We start from the raw sequence: 16777 nt of genomic DNA, 5'->3' as shown, positions 1-16777 counted from the left end.
AAATTCAGTTTAACTACTATTTAGAAAATAAAACCTAAGATATTTAAGCTGTTTTACCTGCTCTTTCTACGGGTTTAACTCTTATATTTAATAAGGTTAAGGCATATACAAATGCCGGTGCTGCCAGTCGCATAGCGGCATGATTAATGGTTAACAGCCAAAAAATATAAAAAGAGAAAAAATAAATATTCTGATAATTATTGATAAATAATATAAGTGGTGTAAGCAACAGAATAACTAATATAAAGATCCCAAACATACCGTGTTCAGCTAATAATCTTGTAATTTCATTGTGTGAAGCCACTTCCTGCCCTATTTCCTGTTCTCTGAAAATTTTCCCTAAACCAATACCAACTCCCATAATAGGATTTTCTTTAAAAAGATCCAATTCTGTTCCCATCACCGCTTCACGACCTCCCAAACGGTCTTCCTTTTCCCGGCCGGCAGCATCCTGATTAGCATACCTCTTGTTAATCAATCCGCTGGTTTGAACCACACTAAAACTCCAAATAGCAAAAGCAAGAATACCGCTCACAACTACAATCCATTTTAATTTTCTCTTTCCGGATGAATTACTAAATAAATAAGCGGCAATAAGCACCAAAACAATCATTGCAAAACCCGTAATTACGCCTCCTCTGGAAAAAGTCACGATAGCTCTGTAACTTGTTAAAACAAAAAGAAAACCATTTAATGCCACTATCATTTTTGATTTAGACATAAAAACCAACTGACAGAAGAATACAAACATTCCCAATCCTAAAATTGTAGCTACCTGATTAGGACCAAAGCCTCCTGAGGTTGCAAAATTAGACTGGGTTCCCGTTACCACATCACGAACACTGGGATTATACAGCAGCAAATAAACGAGTGTAGCAACAACCGGTAAACCAAAAAGAACAACGATATTTTGTAACTGACTAAATGTAAGCTGCCTTTTATAACAATACAAAGCACACAACCCCAAGCATACCGGACCGGAAATATTAAACGTAATGGCTTTGCGGATTTCTACATCTATCTCCTGATTACTCATCGTTACTAAAACCGATGGAATTAACAACAAAAAGTACAACCAATACACTATACTGCTTTTTGAAAAACCACTTAATACAAAACCCAAAAGCATCAATAAAGCTACTACCGTTTTGACATATTCGTAATTTAAATTCCCGCCTGACATTCTTATAAAAACCTCTGCCCCTACTAAATATGCGGAGACATATAAAACTTCGTTATTTTTATTATTATTAGAAATGATATAATAACCTCCAAAAGCAGCAACTAATAACGGATATATTTTTGACAAAAAAGGAATATAAAAAACAACAAACGCCAGCCCCACATGAAGGAGCGCCAGATTGATATAATTGATTTCTGATTTATTCATTTGTAATTGTTGTTCTTATCCAATGCTGGTATTTTCCAATAACTGCTTTTGACGAAAAATGTTTCATAACCTTCTCGTGAAGCTGTTTAGCAAAAGTTTCCTGGAGCGTCTCGTTTTCTATCAATTCAACTAATCGGTTGTAAAACAGCATAACATCGTTTGACGGGACTAAAAAACCGTTATTATTGTTTTCTATCACTGCAGCAACCTGACCAACATCCGTAAGCACTACTGCCTTTTTATGGAGTCCATATTCTAATAAAGCTACCGGCAATCCTTCAGAATCAGAAGTTAAAATCCCTATTTGCACCTGTTCTAAAACTCCTGCAATATCTGAACAGGAATCGTATAAAAAAACATGGTTTTCTAATTGCTGTTGTTTGATATTTTCTTTCAGCCTATGTGCATGGGAATCCTGAAAATTTTTACCTATCAGATGGAAACTCCATTCCGGATGCGATTCTTTCAACATAGAAGCCACTGCTGTTAACAAAAAATGATTTTTTTGCGGACGCAAATTGGCCAGACATACAATACGTTTTCCAACTTGTCCTGCCAAAATAGTCTGCTGATATCCTACTCCTTTTTCAATAAGAGCGAAATTAGGTAAATAAATTACATTTTTAAAATGCAATTGTTCGTGTGACCAGGTTTTAAGTTTTTCGTTCACTGCAATTATACCACTAAAAAAATACTTAGCCAACAACAGAAAAGCTTTGGGTCTTTTCTCTAAAAACTCACTATTCCCATAATGATCGTGCCATATTATTTTTACCCTAGGCAAACTTAATTTGACTAAAACTGCTAAAAAGAAAGAAGAACTATGTGCCTGAATGATTTGTACTTTATTTTTAAGCAGATATTTTCGGAGTTTAAAAACTGCTTTTATATCTACCTTGCTTTTTTTATTTAAAAACAAATAGTTGGTTTTATTACTTATTTGCTTTTTCAGAATTCCTTCTTTACGGGTTGTCACTAAGGCAGAAAATGCTATTTCGTCAGCAAGTGCATTGGCATAATTTACCGCCATGCGTTCGGCACCACCTGCTTCTAAGGAATCTATCAGTTGCACTACTCTCATGGTTGCAGTAATTTTTGGATTTCTGCTTCAAAATAATCTAAGGTATATTTTTGAGACCATTGTAATGCTGCACTGCTTTTCTTTTCAAAATCAGCCGGATTATTAATTAAATTATTTACAGTAGCCGCATCTTTTTCAACCTCCATTTGAAGAAAAATGCCCCGTTTTCCCTGTGCTAACATATCCGGAACACAGGAAACTGCTGTTGCCAGCGGTACGCAGCCCCAGAACATTCCTTCGGCAATTGCCTTTGGCCAACCTTCACTTTTAGAGGGCAAAACAACAAAATGACTTTGCTGGTAGGCTTTTTTAATAATGTCCTGATTTTGATTGCCGTGTAAAATAATATCTTCTTTCAAATTATTGACTTCAATATAGTTTTCTAATTCTTGCCGAAGTTTTCCTTCTCCATAGATTTCTAAAACTATATATTGGTTGCTTTTTTTTATTTGTTCCAATAATTGTATGGCATACATGGGATTTTTACCCTCTACTAAGCTCCCTATAAATAACATCCTGATTGTTTCTTCCGGATGTATTGTTTTTTGAATGGCTTCTTTTTCTTTTTCTGAATAAGTGGCTGTAAAAAAAGGCTTTATATTTTCAGACTGATTTTTCCATTCTCCATATACTAAGACCGTCATATTTCGAGTAAGGAAAGTGTTGTTCAAAATCCATTTTTGTAACTTATAGCTCCATGGTTGTTTTGCTTTTGGATCCCAATTTCCGGCATATTTAGCTGTCTTGGGTTTAGATGGGAAAAATATTTGTAGGATGCAAGCCAGTAATCCCATGTTTCCGGGACATCTAAGATGAATATGATCAGCTTGTTGCATGGCTTTGAAAATTTCGAAAATAATTTTAGGAAATTTAAAAACAGCAGCTAATCCGTTTTTAAAACTCGTCATGCTAAAATTAGAAACCTTTCTAAAATCAATATTCTGGTGTTTGTAAAAATCATCAATTGCAGTTGATGCATCAGGAATTATTGGGGCTACCACGATTAACTCATCCGCATATTTCAACCACATGTTCATTTCGCGCACATAAGGTGCATAAGCAAAATACCTGTTATCGCTCTTAGTATGTACAACATGGGTAATAATTGCAATTTTCATTCTTTAACCTTTGGTTTACTAAAAAACAAACTCATTACACCAATAGTTCTTCCTAACGCTTCTGTAAACGCTTTCATTTTATCAATTCCTGTAAATATATTACTAAATCGGATGATTGTCAAAAGTAGTGTAATAGCGTACCACTTAATTTTATCTTTTAATACCGGATTGGGATTTTTAACCCGCCACACATACCATCCATTTCTAACAACCATTTTCCCATACTGATACTGATTAGGTCTTCCTGATGCTGCATGAAAATGAGAAAGTTGCGCGTTCGTATTGCAATAATTTTTCCCAAAACTTAAAGCTCTTAAAGAAAAATCTGCATCTTCATATAGACCATAGCCTTCAAAAAATTTAGAAAATTGAATATTTTTAAAAACTGATTTCCTAAATGCCATAGACATTCCTATTAACAAATCGACTTCGTATGTCTTTCCTGTCATAGGAAAACCAGAGGTTCTTCCGTGTGAAAAGTCAGGCATTCGTCCAGAGGGAAGATTTGATGCTAAACCCAAATAATTTCGGACAACATTACGTAACCCTTCTTTGTATACATGGTTTTCAAAACAATAGTATCGATTTTTATTATATAAAACAGTTGGATTCTGTAACTTCCATTTGTATCCATTAATAGCTATGCCTCCAACACCTATAGCTTCATTTTTTATTTTAAAAGTTTTTATAATTTCTTCAAAATAATCTGTTTCTAAAACTGTATCGTCATCCAGAAAGCAAACAATTTCAGAAGAATCAGCTACCTTAGTTATTCCAAAATTTCGTTGTTTAGTCAAACCTCTATTTTCTTTCGAAACCAAAAAATAATATAAATTTTGAAATCTATTCTGTTCTAAAACTAGTGTTGTATCGTTATTTATTGAACCATCAACGATTAAAATTTCATTGGGATAAAGTGTTTGCTCCTGAACCGATTGTAACAATCGAAGTAAAGATTCGGGACGCATATAGGTACAGATAATTAACGAAAATCTCATTCGGATGCTGTATTAAAAATGGAATAGATTTTTAAAAAGTAGGCTTCTCTCTCTAAATAAATTTGCCATAATTTTCGGTTATTTTGCTGCATGAATTCAAAATCTTCGGCACTGATTTTTTGATGAAAGTCGATTAAAGCTTTTTCTATCTGCTGTTCTTTAGCAATGATACAATGCTGAGACCAGTTAATATTTTTGTCTAAAGGTAATCTAAAATCGGTATCCACAACTAAAGGAATACGTCCCATTGCTAATGTTTCATAAAACCGAACCGAAAAATTTCCCGCTCCTCGCATACAAAAAGTATAAGGATTGCGTGCTATATTTTCCAGAAAGACTATTGCTGTTTTATTCTTTTCTTCCTCAGTTTTAGAACCTGCTCTGTATTGCTTTCTGAAAATAAAATCGGTTTGTACATCAGGGCTTTTTTGTAATACTGACAACAACCGAAAACGTTTTATAGCAGAAGGATAAAAAGGTTGGTAATCGGTATCGACTTTCTTAGTCCAACGCTTGTAATTATAGATGATATAACCTAAATATTCTTTTATTTTTTTACTCCATCCATTAGAAGCATGCCCTACAAAGCCTATTCGAGGCTGTTCTTCCTTAACCAACGAACTAAAACTTTGTGGGATTTTTGTATAGGGATCTGTAATAAATGAAGGCAGGATAAAAGTATTAGCATTCAGTTTTGAATCGAAACCTCCTAACCTAAAGGTATAAACTGCATTATCACTGGTTTTGCCATAATCTCCTGCTGAGTATTGCCATACTTTTTTATTATGATTCAATGCTCCTGTTATAAAATTATTTAATTCTTGATGTTTATTATTTCGATGAAAAAAAGCTATATCAACTGGGACAATTACTATATCTGCATCTTCGATATCTGTAACTAGCTCATATTTTTCTAACAGATTTTGGTTTGGCGAATACCATAAATCAAATAGCAAAGGAAAAACAATTCTTCTGTTTTCAGGAATTAGATAGTTTTGATCTGTGTAGAGTTTTAGCATTTAAAAAAATCTTTCTTAACAAAAATAGTATTGAATTTATTTGAATTAAAACTTTCTAACCGTATCATTTCTTTATTTTTAGTATCATAAGAAATAGGGATAAAACCAAATGATGATAAATATCTAAAAATTTCTTCACTTGTATGTCCAAATTTCAAGGTGGAAAAATTTAACTCGATTATTATAAATTTCAGTTCCTCACTTTTTAATACTTTTGATGCTCCTTTAAGGACAAAAAATTCATATCCTTCTACATCTATTTTTAAAAAAGTCGCATTTTTAACTGTTGGAATATCATCTAATTTTTTTACTTCAACACTTACTACCTCTGTTTCATATTCCATTGCAACACCATTCATCACATCTTTTGTTGTTGTAAAATTTAAAAGGGAGTTTTCTTCTCCAATACCAATTTTAAAAAGACTAACTTTTTCTGATAATTTATTTAAATCTATATTTTTCTTTAATTTATTAAAAGTTAAAGGAATAGGTTCAAAAGCAATAACCTGAGCTTTACAAATTCCTGCAGCTAATAATGAAAAATGCCCAACATTGGCTCCAATATCTACAAATAATTCATTTTCTTTTAAATTATGAATCAAAAACATTGATTCTTCATAATCAAAAAGTCTAAAATATATATTCGCTACAATGCCGGCATCACCTTTTTGTGCATAAAATTTTAGTCCATCGATCCAATCGTAAACTCTTGGTTTATTGTATATATATTGAATAAAATTAAACTTAACATATCTAAATAAAGCTTTTGAAGGATTCTGCTTTGTAAGTGGATGATGTTTAAAACTTATAAATCTTTTACTTATTTTATCAAAAACATACTTAACTTTCATTTTGCTTTTTTGTTATTTTATCTACCCAGTAAACACTCCTATCCCATTTTTTTTGAAAGTTTTTATAAAAAATAAAATAATTGGCTAAAGATTCGTGTTTTAATAATTTTAAAAACAATACTAATTTATAACTTCTTAATTGTGGGGCTGTATAATGCTTTTGCAATACATACAAAATAGTTGGTGATGGTTTCGGCTGAATCGCATCATCCTCCCATTGTTTTTTAATTTTGATTCTGAAACCGCCCATGGGTGCCTTTAGATGAGTGATTCTTAAATCAGGGAAATAAATCACATCAAATCCCTGATTGCGCAGCTGCAACCCAAAATCAGTATCCTCACCATAACCAAACTCCAATGCTTTATCAAAACTTACGGCTGACAAAGAAGTTGCTTTAACAAAACTATTCCCTGAACCAAAAATCCCAGACTGATGAACCATTTTATAGTGTTGAATTTCATCAGGTTGCAAACAAGAAGTAGTCAAAACTGAAATTCCGTATTTATTTATCTTATTAATTACTTTTTTAAAAAAATCAATATCAAACCTAATATCATCATCTGCTAAAAACACCCATTCACTTTCAACTTCAGCCAATGCTACATTACGGGCATTACAGGCTCCTGCCTGATGGGTAAAGATATGTTTAATGGTAAACGGCCAGGTTTCCGTTGTAAGATAATCTAATTCGGAAATACTTTCTGCTAAAGGATTTTGCTCTACAATGATGACCTTTTCGGGCAAATGCGTTTGTTTCGCTAAATCTTGTAAAACATCATAGAGGTATTTTTTTCTTCCAATGGTGGGAATAATTACATCAATTGTCTTTTTATCTGTAATTTTTAATGTCGAATGTACCTTAACAACATCTAAATTTAATTTGATTTTTTTTCTGCTTCTAAAAAACAGAGTATAGCCCAAAGGAAGTATTAGAAATCGTTTTTCAAAAAGGAACAGATTTAGAAACAACAACAGCAACCAGCGTTTTTTGTAATGCTGTTTTACAAAACGAAACAAGCTATAATTGTTTGCCCATTTACGTTGTATTTCTTGTTGATTGTGTTTTAACAGCCGTGGTTCTGAATAACAAAAAAGCCCTTCCGGCATTCCTGATTTGGCCACAGAATTCAAAAAATATTCAAAATTAGCTTCCGGCTTTATTTTGCTCCCCAAACTATTTAGAACCGAAGCATAAATTCCGCCAGCATCACTACTCATGAGCCATGTGGGATAACTTACTTTTTTATTTACTTTAATAAAAGGAGATTCTTCAACATAACCAATAGCATCCGGAATATAATTGCGTGTGCCATTACTGTAAGAAGCCATGATTTTATGATGATGAAAAATGGATTCAAAATTAGACAAATCTAAATAGGGGTGTAAGTCCAAATGACACCATACCAGCCAATCCTGAGGAAAAGACTGAGAAAGTCTTAGCAAAACCGATGCAATAGTATCAGATGAAAAAGATAAATCTTCCTGATTCCTCATCACTTTCAGAATTTTATTGCTTTTATGGTAAACTACAATCATAATGGATTAGTCCTTTGTTTTTTAGTTGCAATTTATTCTTTATTCTTTATTCTTTATTCTTTATTCTTTATTCTTTATTCTTTATTCTTTATTAATCATTTGCTGATAGAATTCGATATTTTCTTTTACGATATTTTTTATATCAAATTTTGCTTCGATTCTTGTCCTCGCCTGCGTTCCTATCTGGTGGCATAAACTATTATTTTGTAACAACTCAATAATTTTATCTGCATACAATTGATGATTAGTCGGATGCACTAAAAAGCCACTTTCACCATCTGTAATTAATTCTTTTGACCAGCCAATATTAGAATTCACAACCGCTTTTTGCATTGCCATTGCCTCTATAGTTACCATACCTAAAGTTTCAGCAAAGGTAGGAAACACGCAAACATGCGCTTTTTTGATATACTCCTGCACTTCTGCATAGGGTTTCTTTCCTAAATAGCTTACGTTCTTCATATCATCTCTCGAAAAAAGTGCTGCTACTAAATTCCAGGTAGAAGAGGAATGTGTCTGAATATCCGCCGAATCATTACCTATTAAGACTAATTGAGCATTTGGATTTTTTTGACGTACTGCTGCAAAAATAGCCGGTAATTCAAACACCCCTTTTTTTCGGATTATTGTTCCCACATAGAGTATCAATCCGGTCTCAAATTGTGCCGGAGTTTTGTTGTCAAATTGCGCTAAATCCAGTCCGTGATGTATGGTTCGGATCGTTTTATTTTTTATTTTAAAAAGTTGCTTCGATACTTCGCCTGCAAAAGTGGTAGGAGCTATAAAAGCATCAGCTGCGGAGATTGCTAACTTTTCGAACCAAAAATTTTTTATTTTCTGTGGACGTTCTTCCAAATGGCAAAAATAAGTGTCACTACCATGAAAACGGATTATCAGTGGAATTTTGAACTTCATAAAAGCTGTAATACCTGTCCAGTCGGGAGCTTCAAGCAAATCAACTTTCTCTTTTTTTATGATCGAATTACAATAACTTTCGATATATTTTCGATGAAAATACCAGCCTAAAAAGCTGTACTTTTTATTTTTAATTAAATGGATGCTAATGCCATTTTCGTTAATTATTTCCTGAGTTTTTTGACCGTAAATGAATACTGTAACAGCAATTCCTTCAGTAACTAATGCAGTAGTCAGGTTTTTGATACTGGTACCAATACCCGCTGCATGCGTTACTTGAGTATGAGGATATTCAGGAGTTAAAAAGGCAATATGCATAAGAGTTATTTTTCTGTAACAAGTATATGAAACTTAGTTGTAAAAGAAGAATTAAGCTAATAAACTTTAAATTCACTTTTAACCCAGCTCAATTTTTTCTTTCCAAAAGAAAATTCGACTATAAGTATTCGATTCTTAAAATGAGGTTTGGATATTTGACTGCTTATTAAAAAAATCTTCTATAATTTTAGCTGTAAACATTCTTGCTCCTGCATCATTCATATGCCCACAGGAAGAGAAATACTTATCTTCAATTACTGTGTTTTCATAATTGTGAATTTCGGGATAGCTTTTTTTAACTTTGTCGAAATAATTCATCCCTTTGGTATTCTCACACATGGGCGTCATTACTGCAATTAAGTTAATATTATGCTGCCTGCAGAGTTGCTTGATTTCTTCGTAATATTTATTTTTTAAGGGCTTTAAGGTGCTGATGTCGTTTTTCATATTCCCTTTTTTATTGCCTAATGAATAATATCCTCCATGATCTAATAACTTTGATTTTTTATTAATCAAACCAAAAAATACTTCTCTAAAGCCAATTCTCGTTTCGTATTTTATATAACGATAAAAAGGTATGTAATAGAGTTCTTTGAAATCAGATTCTTTTTCGAAATGTTTTCTTACTGTTTCGGAAACATGAAAATAAGGTAAATATCTTGCAGCCACACCTTCGGCCTGATGCTCATTGGACAAATTCAAATCGGTTTCTAAAATGATATTCTTTATTTTATAATTACGTTCCAGCATTAATTTTAACATTAAAGAAGCTTCAAATAAATGTCCCCCACTCATGCCATAATTATAAGTTTTCAAGCCTTTTTGTTCAAACATTTCACTTACAAAATGGTTATTAGCACGTGAAGATCCCAGAATTACTACATCGTAATTTTGTGGTTGAGAGTTGTAAACATATTCTATTTTGTTGCGATTACTGCTTTTTAAGTAAATGGAGGTATAGCTGTAATCCAGCAATACTGCAAGCAGAATTATTATAAAGATTGTTTTTATTGTGAAGAGTAAAAATTTTTTCATTTTTTAAATTTCAATTTTTAATGGATGTTGTCTTAAATTTGCAAACCCTCTTTCTTTTTTGCTTGATCAAAAAAGAAACAAAAAAATATTCATGCATTCTTATTGTTTTTCGGTATTCATGAATCTTCGATTTCAAGTCTAACACTTCTTCGTCGGTCAAATAAGTTTTCGAATACTAAAAGAAAAGAACTCGCTACGCTCAAACAGCTTTTCTTTTTACGTATTCTTCAAACATTTGACACTCGACTGCAGAAGCTAAGGACAATACAAAATACACGTGACGAAACTTATGATCATCTTAAAACTGAAAATAAATAAATTCCTTGTAATCTGAATAGGTTCCCAAGGTTATTATGGCCGCTAAGCAAAAAGCTAATTTGATAGTTTGATATTTGCCTGAGATCGGTTCTACTTTAGTGCGATTGTTCCATTCGACAATAACAAATACTAATACCAAGATAATTAATTCGTAATTGTATCTTTCATTTGTTAGATATTGCGAGGTATAATGATTGTTTGTAAACATATTATTGATATACAAAACGGCATCGGTGATGGTTTTTGCCCTGAAAAAAATCCAGGCCAGACAAGTCAGTACAAAAGTGATTAAGATACTTGTTATTGTCTTAACGGAATTCCAGCTTTTATCTAAAACAACGGTATCCAAATTATTTCGGTTGGATTTGCTTAAAAGTAAGGGTAAAAAATACAGCGCGTTGATGAATCCCCAGGCAACATACGTCCAATTAGCACCATGCCAAAAACCACTGACTAAAAAGATAATAAATGTGTTTCTGATTTTCATCCAGAGTCCGCCCTTGCTTCCTCCCAGCGGAATATATAAATAATCACGAAACCAGGAAGACAAAGAAATATGCCAACGACGCCAGAATTCGGCTATATCTCGAGAGAAATACGGGTAATTAAAGTTTTTAAGTAAATCGATTCCGAAGAGTTTTGACATTCCCAAAGCCATATCTGAATAACCTGAAAAATCACCATAAATTTGGAAAGCAAAATATACAGAACCTAAAACTAATGAAAGCGAATTCATTGTTTCATAATGATCAAAAATGGCATTGGCATAAGTGGCACAGGTATCTGCAATTACTACTTTTTTAAATAAGCCCCAGAGCATTTGGTAAATTCCTTCTTTGGCTCTGCCAAAATCAAATTCTCGTTTTACTTTGACCTGAGGTAATAAATGAGTTGCTCTTTCGATAGGTCCTGCTACCAAAAGCGGAAAATAACTCACAAACAGTGAATAATCTACAAAATTATATTCGGCTTTGATTCTTTTGTAATAAATATCAATTACATAAGACAGACCGTGAAAAGTATAGAACGAAATACCAACCGGTAACACCACATCCAATAAAAACGGAGAAGTTTTCAAACCAAAACCCTGCATTAGCTCAGCAAAAGAAGCAGCGAAGAAATTGTAGTATTTGAACAATCCTAAAAAGCCCAAATTGATTCCAATACTCAGCCAAAACCAGAATTTGCGACCGCTTTCTTTCCGGCTTTTTTCAATTCGGATTCCCGTGTAATAATCTAAAAATGTGGAAAAAACCAATAAAAATAAAAATCGCCAGTCCCAACAGGAATAGAAATAATAACTGGCAATTATTAATAAAGTGTTTTGTGTGGTTTTGTTTTTATTGCACACAAACCAATATAAGACAAATACTATGGGCAGGAATATGGCAAAGCTTAAGGAATTGAAGAACATTTTTGAAGTTAGAAGTTAGAAGTTAGAGGTTAGAGGTTAGAGGTTAGAGGTTAGAGGTTAGAGGTTAGAGGTTAGAGGTTAGAGGTTAGAGGTTAGAGGTTAGAGGTTAGAGGTTAGAGGTTTATCCCTCGACAAGCTCGGGATAACAGTATTGAAAATATTACTCTAATGTCAGTCTGAGCCTGTCGAAGACCATTATAATGAAATTGTTTCTCAGATAAAGAAACCTTTTAATAATTATTTTGATTAACAATCTTATCAATAGCATTCCAAATTTTTTCTGAAGCCTGAATTGGAGTTTCGCCAGCCACAATTTTATACCATTTTTTTCCTTCGGGAACATTCGACAAATTACCTTTAAGGACAGCTTCAATCTGACTTTCTAAGTGGTTTTTATCGGTACAAAAAATAGCCGCTTCCGAACTTGGCATACTTCTAAAATGAACATAGTTGTAATTTTGTCCTATATCCCGAATTCCCTTTTTTAATTGAGGCTGCTCATAATTATAATATATACAAGGTTTATTATGTGCCACAAAATCAAATACGGTGGACGAACAAACATTGGTAACCAACTCCGAATGTGCACAGACATTGTGCAATAATTTCAAATCGGCTTTAGTTGGAAAAACTTCGTTCCATTGTTTGCCCATCGCCTTCCATAGCGGATCAATAACTGTAATCATATCTTTATGGGCTTCGATTACTTCATCATACCTGTGAGTTGTATCTACAGGACATTTTCTATAAATGATGCCTAAATTATATCCTTTAGAATTCAAAACCCGAACAGCATTTGCTAAATCTTCCAGATAATATTGGTCCAAAGGAGAAGTGGTCTCGTCATCACCCGAAAAACAAATGTATTTTTTTCCGGTGTCTAAATTATATTCAGAGCAAAATTCAGCTCTGCTTTGCAATAAAGAAGTATCGTAATGCGGTTCAAACTGAGGTGTTCCGGTAACAATTAATTGATTTTCTTTGATGAAAGGATAGTATTGCAGCATTTCCTTTTTCATTAAATCGCTCCAAACACAATAGTAATCGGTTTCTACCAGCTGCATCGCCTTAGGCACATTGTCCCAGGAATACACAAAAGTAAGCGTGGGAATCCCTAAATCCTGAGCTGCCAGTAAGGCTCCTATAGACTGAGTAGCACGCTGGGTTGTACAAAAAACCAAATCGGGTTTGATTTCTTGCAATTGGGCTTTACAATATCGGTATTTTGCAGTGGACCGTTCGAGTTTATTAATGCGCTTTCGGATACGGAGAATTCCTTTTTCGGAAGAATTAAAACTTATTAACAATCTGATAAAAAGCGTCATCTGCGTGTTTTTTATTCCGTTATAATTAAATGGGAATTTATAGGTTTGGTAAACAGCATCAGCAAGCTTTTTAGTTGCTACATTCAGTTCAATGTGTTTTCTAATCCGGCAAAATAATGGTGTCAACGGGTGAATCCTTTGAGTTCGAATTTTGATCTCTTCAAACCCTAGCTCTTCTTTTAATTGAAAAGCAGTATTATTCCAATATATAATTTGGTTTCCTCTTTGTTCGCCAATTTCCTTAAACTTTGTAAAAGCAAAATTGCGTAGTCCTACACCGTCAGGAAAAAAAACGAGGATTTTTTTGTTTGTCATTTACTATGAAAAGTGTTTTAAAAAATTGGAACAAAAATAAGGGTATTGGGGATATATTGGTTTTTATTTTTAGAAAAAAACAAAATAACAAAATGTAATATGATAGCGTTCTAAAATAATAGGAACACCATGGCCTCTACTTTATGTGATTTCTCCGTTTGGTCTAAATGACAAAACCCTCCTAGTGTGTCATTCCGACGCAGGAGGAATCGCATCCCTACTTTTAAATCTATCATTTAAAAACTCAAAATCTGAATTGAAAGACCGTATCAATTCTAATTTCTTTTCTCTTCTCCAACTTTTTAATTCTTTCTCTCGAAGAATTGCTTGATGTACCCAAGTATGTTTTTCATAATAAACTAGAAATTCAATATTATATTTAGCGGCAAAAGTTTTATTACTGTCTACTATATTCTGATGATGTTGTTGTAGTCGTTGTTTCAAATTATTGGTCATTCCAATATAAAAAGTACTTCTATAACTATTTGTAATTATATAGACATAATAAGTATGGTATCCCTGGTTTAGCTCATACATAGACCAATTAACTTTTAATACATTGAAAATAAATCGAATATACTAAAATTACTTTCCAGTAGGGAATTTTTCTTGTTTTATAAAATATTTTATGTGATTTCTCCGTGTACTCTAAATAAAAAAACATCTAGGTGTCATTCCGACGCAGGAGGAATCGCATCCTGCATTTCATTTCGATGATTATATTTAATACAATAAATTGTAAATACTTTTATCTTCTCTCTTTGTGGAATATCTTTATGTGATTTCTCCCTCTGGTCGAAATGACAAAACTCTCCCAGTGTGTCATTCCGACGCAGGAGGAATCACATCCTGCATTTCATTTCGATGATTATATTAAATACAACGAATTGTAAATACTTTTATCTTCTCTCTTTGTGGAATATCTTTATGTTATTTCTCCCTGTGGTCGAAATGACACTATTTGACTATTTACCCTTTCTGATTCTTCAACTTCTCTCTTTGTACCTGCTCAATGGGTAAAATATCTGTAGATTTGAATGTCAAAGCCGAATAAACGGCACTTAAATCGCGACTTAATTTACGCAAGCCCATAGGTTCTAAGGAAGCGGCATGATCAGTTCCTTTCCAGGTTCTGTCTAAGGTATAATGTCTTTCGATGATATTTGCTCCTAAAGTATAAGCAGCTATATCTATTGCGATACCCAAATGATGCCCTGAGAAACCAATGTGCTTCACTTTGTCGGCATATTTTTGTTGTAACAAATTGATATCTAACAGGCAAACATCTTCAAAAGGTACCGGATAACCCGAAGTACAATTGTACAATACCAAATCCTGATTCCGTTTCTTTTCAATAAAAAAACGCACTAAATCTTCGGTTTCCTCTTTGGTAGTCATTCCTGTGGAAATATGAATTTCGCCCTGATAATTTTCGCAAAGCCAGGACAGCATTTGATAATTATTATTACAGGCCGAAGGTATTTTAATAAACTCCGGATTCAAAGAAGCAATTTCTCTTGCTGAGGTTGTGTCCCAAACTGAAGTTGAATAAGTTATTCCTATTGACTCACAGTATTTTTTTAATTCACTGTGTTGTTGAATATCAAATTCCAGATATTCACGATGTTCACCATAAGTTGCGCCATAAGCATTAGAACTGTTGGGATGAGGGGCATTGTATTGTGCTTCAGTCAATAATTCTTTATTGTTTCTTTTTTGGAATTTCACAGCATCCGCATTGCAGAATATCTTAGCTATTTTGATCAATTCTTTAGCTATTTCCATCTCTCCTTTGTGATTACATCCGATTTCGGCAATGACATAAGGTTTTTTATAGTGGTTCATTTAGTTCATTTTGGTACAACAAATAAAATTAAATTTATTTTATAAAAATAATATAAAGCGATATTATTCGATTTACTTCTTTCACTACTTATTCTGGACTTCTTAAAGACATTGGAAAGTTGCACAAGCACTTCGACAGGCTCAGTGTGACAATGGTGGAATTTCTTATTCTACTCACTACTTGTACTGTTGTCAGTCTAAGCTTGTCAAAAACATTGGGAAGTTATAAATGCACTTCGACAGGTTCAGTGTGACAATAGTGGAATTTCTTACTCTATTAGCCATTTGTACTGTTGTCAGTCTAAGCTTGTCAAAGACATTGGGAAGTTATAAATGCACTTCGACAGGCTCAGTGTGACAATGGTGGAATTTCTTATACTATTCACTACTTATACAACTGTCAGTCTGAGCTTGTCGAAGACATTGGAATATTACAAAAGCACTTAGACAGGCTCAGTGTGACAATAGTGGATTACATATTCTATTCGCTACTTATGCAGCTGTCAATCTGAGCTTGTCGAAGACATTGGGAAGTTATAAATGCACTTCGACAGGTTCAGTATGACAATAGCGAAATTTCTTACTCTATTAGCTATTTGTACTGTTGTCAGTCTGAGCTTGTCGAAGACATTGGAAAGTTGCAAAAGCACTTCGACAGGCTCAGTGTGACAATAGTGGAATTTCTTATTCTATTCGCTACTTGCCCTGTTGTCAGTCTGAGATTGTCAAAGACATTGAAATGTTCCAAAAACACTTTTCGACAGGCTCAGTGTGACAATGGTGGAATTTCTTATACTATTCACTACTTATACAACTGTCAGTCTGAGCTTGTCGAAGACATTGGAATATTACAAAAGCACTTCTACAGGCTCCGTGTGACAATGGTGGAATTTCTTGTTCTATTCACTACTTGTCCTGTTGTCAGTCTGAGCTTGTCGAAGACTCGTCATCTTTTCCATACTCAGTGTAATTTTTTGAATATCTTACTAATTTATCCCAATCTTCATCAATTAATGCTTGTTTTTTTCTTCTACTCCAACCTTTTATTTTCTTTTCAATTACAATAGCTTGCGTAGGATCAGTAAACATTTCAAACCAAACTAACTCTACTGGTCTTCTCTTAAAAGTATAGGCCTCGATATCAATCCCTATATTGTGTTCATAGCATCTTCTTTCTAAATTATTTGTCATTCCTGTATAAAAGGATTCATCCGCACATTTTAAAATATAGACAAAATATGTTTTCATTTGTTTGGAGTTTAGGGCTACATATTTACACTATGTTAGTTTTAACAAGC

The 16777-nt window shown here is 33.3% G+C and carries 14 protein-coding genes; all 14 read right to left on the bottom strand.

Annotated features, from left to right (window positions below; translation table 11 throughout):
- Window positions 1–43: 43 nt before the first annotated feature.
- Window positions 44–1390: an O-antigen ligase family protein gene (locus BUB89_RS14030; protein WP_073246088.1), complete on the bottom strand. Its 1347-nt coding sequence runs from the start codon at window positions 1388–1390 to the stop codon at window positions 44–46.
- On the bottom strand, window positions 1383–2471 hold the full coding sequence (locus BUB89_RS14025) for a glycosyltransferase (protein WP_073246086.1): 1089 nt from the start codon (window positions 2469–2471) through the stop codon (window positions 1383–1385). The genes BUB89_RS14030 and BUB89_RS14025 overlap by 8 nt, the downstream gene beginning before the upstream one ends.
- Complete coding sequence (locus tag BUB89_RS14020; RefSeq protein WP_073246084.1) at window positions 2468–3589, bottom strand: glycosyltransferase family 4 protein; 1122 nt, start codon at window positions 3587–3589, stop codon at window positions 2468–2470. The genes BUB89_RS14025 and BUB89_RS14020 overlap by 4 nt, the downstream gene beginning before the upstream one ends.
- Entirely contained in the window at window positions 3586–4587 is a 1002-nt protein-coding gene (locus BUB89_RS14015; protein ID WP_073246082.1) for a glycosyltransferase family 2 protein, read from the bottom strand. Before BUB89_RS14015 ends, BUB89_RS14020 begins: the two co-directional genes overlap by 4 nt.
- Window positions 4584–5606 carry a hypothetical protein gene (locus BUB89_RS14010; RefSeq protein ID WP_073246080.1) on the bottom strand — a complete coding sequence of 341 codons (1023 nt, stop codon included), beginning with the start codon at window positions 5604–5606 and terminating at the stop codon, window positions 4584–4586. Before BUB89_RS14010 ends, BUB89_RS14015 begins: the two co-directional genes overlap by 4 nt.
- Window positions 5600–6457 carry an FkbM family methyltransferase gene (locus BUB89_RS14005; RefSeq protein WP_073246078.1) on the bottom strand — a complete coding sequence of 286 codons (858 nt, stop codon included), beginning with the start codon at window positions 6455–6457 and terminating at the stop codon, window positions 5600–5602. Before BUB89_RS14005 ends, BUB89_RS14010 begins: the two co-directional genes overlap by 7 nt.
- Complete coding sequence (locus tag BUB89_RS14000; protein WP_073246076.1) at window positions 6447–7994, bottom strand: glycosyltransferase family 2 protein; 1548 nt, start codon at window positions 7992–7994, stop codon at window positions 6447–6449. Before BUB89_RS14000 ends, BUB89_RS14005 begins: the two co-directional genes overlap by 11 nt.
- 81 nt (window positions 7995–8075) lie before the next feature.
- Entirely contained in the window at window positions 8076–9227 is a 1152-nt protein-coding gene (locus tag BUB89_RS13990) for a glycosyltransferase family 4 protein (protein WP_073246073.1), read from the bottom strand.
- 135 nt (window positions 9228–9362) lie between these two features.
- Window positions 9363–10262 (bottom strand): hypothetical protein, encoded by a 900-nt coding sequence (locus tag BUB89_RS13985; protein WP_073246071.1) that lies wholly within the window; start codon window positions 10260–10262, stop codon window positions 9363–9365.
- Between the two features lie 298 nt (window positions 10263–10560).
- Window positions 10561–11994 (bottom strand): MBOAT family O-acyltransferase, encoded by a 1434-nt coding sequence (locus BUB89_RS13980; protein ID WP_073246070.1) that lies wholly within the window; start codon window positions 11992–11994, stop codon window positions 10561–10563.
- A gap of 230 nt (window positions 11995–12224) precedes the next feature.
- Window positions 12225–13634: a CDP-glycerol glycerophosphotransferase family protein gene (locus tag BUB89_RS13975; protein WP_073246068.1), complete on the bottom strand. Its 1410-nt coding sequence runs from the start codon at window positions 13632–13634 to the stop codon at window positions 12225–12227.
- Between the two features lie 189 nt (window positions 13635–13823).
- A complete protein-coding gene (locus BUB89_RS13970; protein WP_073246066.1) occupies window positions 13824–14171 on the bottom strand; it encodes a GIY-YIG nuclease family protein in 348 nt (115 codons plus the stop codon).
- A gap of 432 nt (window positions 14172–14603) precedes the next feature.
- Complete coding sequence (locus BUB89_RS13965; RefSeq protein ID WP_073246064.1) at window positions 14604–15479, bottom strand: N-acetylneuraminate synthase family protein; 876 nt, start codon at window positions 15477–15479, stop codon at window positions 14604–14606.
- A gap of 921 nt (window positions 15480–16400) precedes the next feature.
- A complete protein-coding gene (locus BUB89_RS13960) occupies window positions 16401–16727 on the bottom strand; it encodes a GIY-YIG nuclease family protein (protein WP_073246063.1) in 327 nt (108 codons plus the stop codon).
- Between the last annotated feature and the right edge of the window lie 50 nt (window positions 16728–16777).

Source organism: Flavobacterium flevense (genome assembly GCF_900142775.1).
In the GTDB taxonomy this organism is placed as follows: Bacteria; Bacteroidota; Bacteroidia; order Flavobacteriales; family Flavobacteriaceae; genus Flavobacterium; species Flavobacterium flevense.
This window is presented reverse-complemented; position numbering and strand designations above follow the sequence as displayed.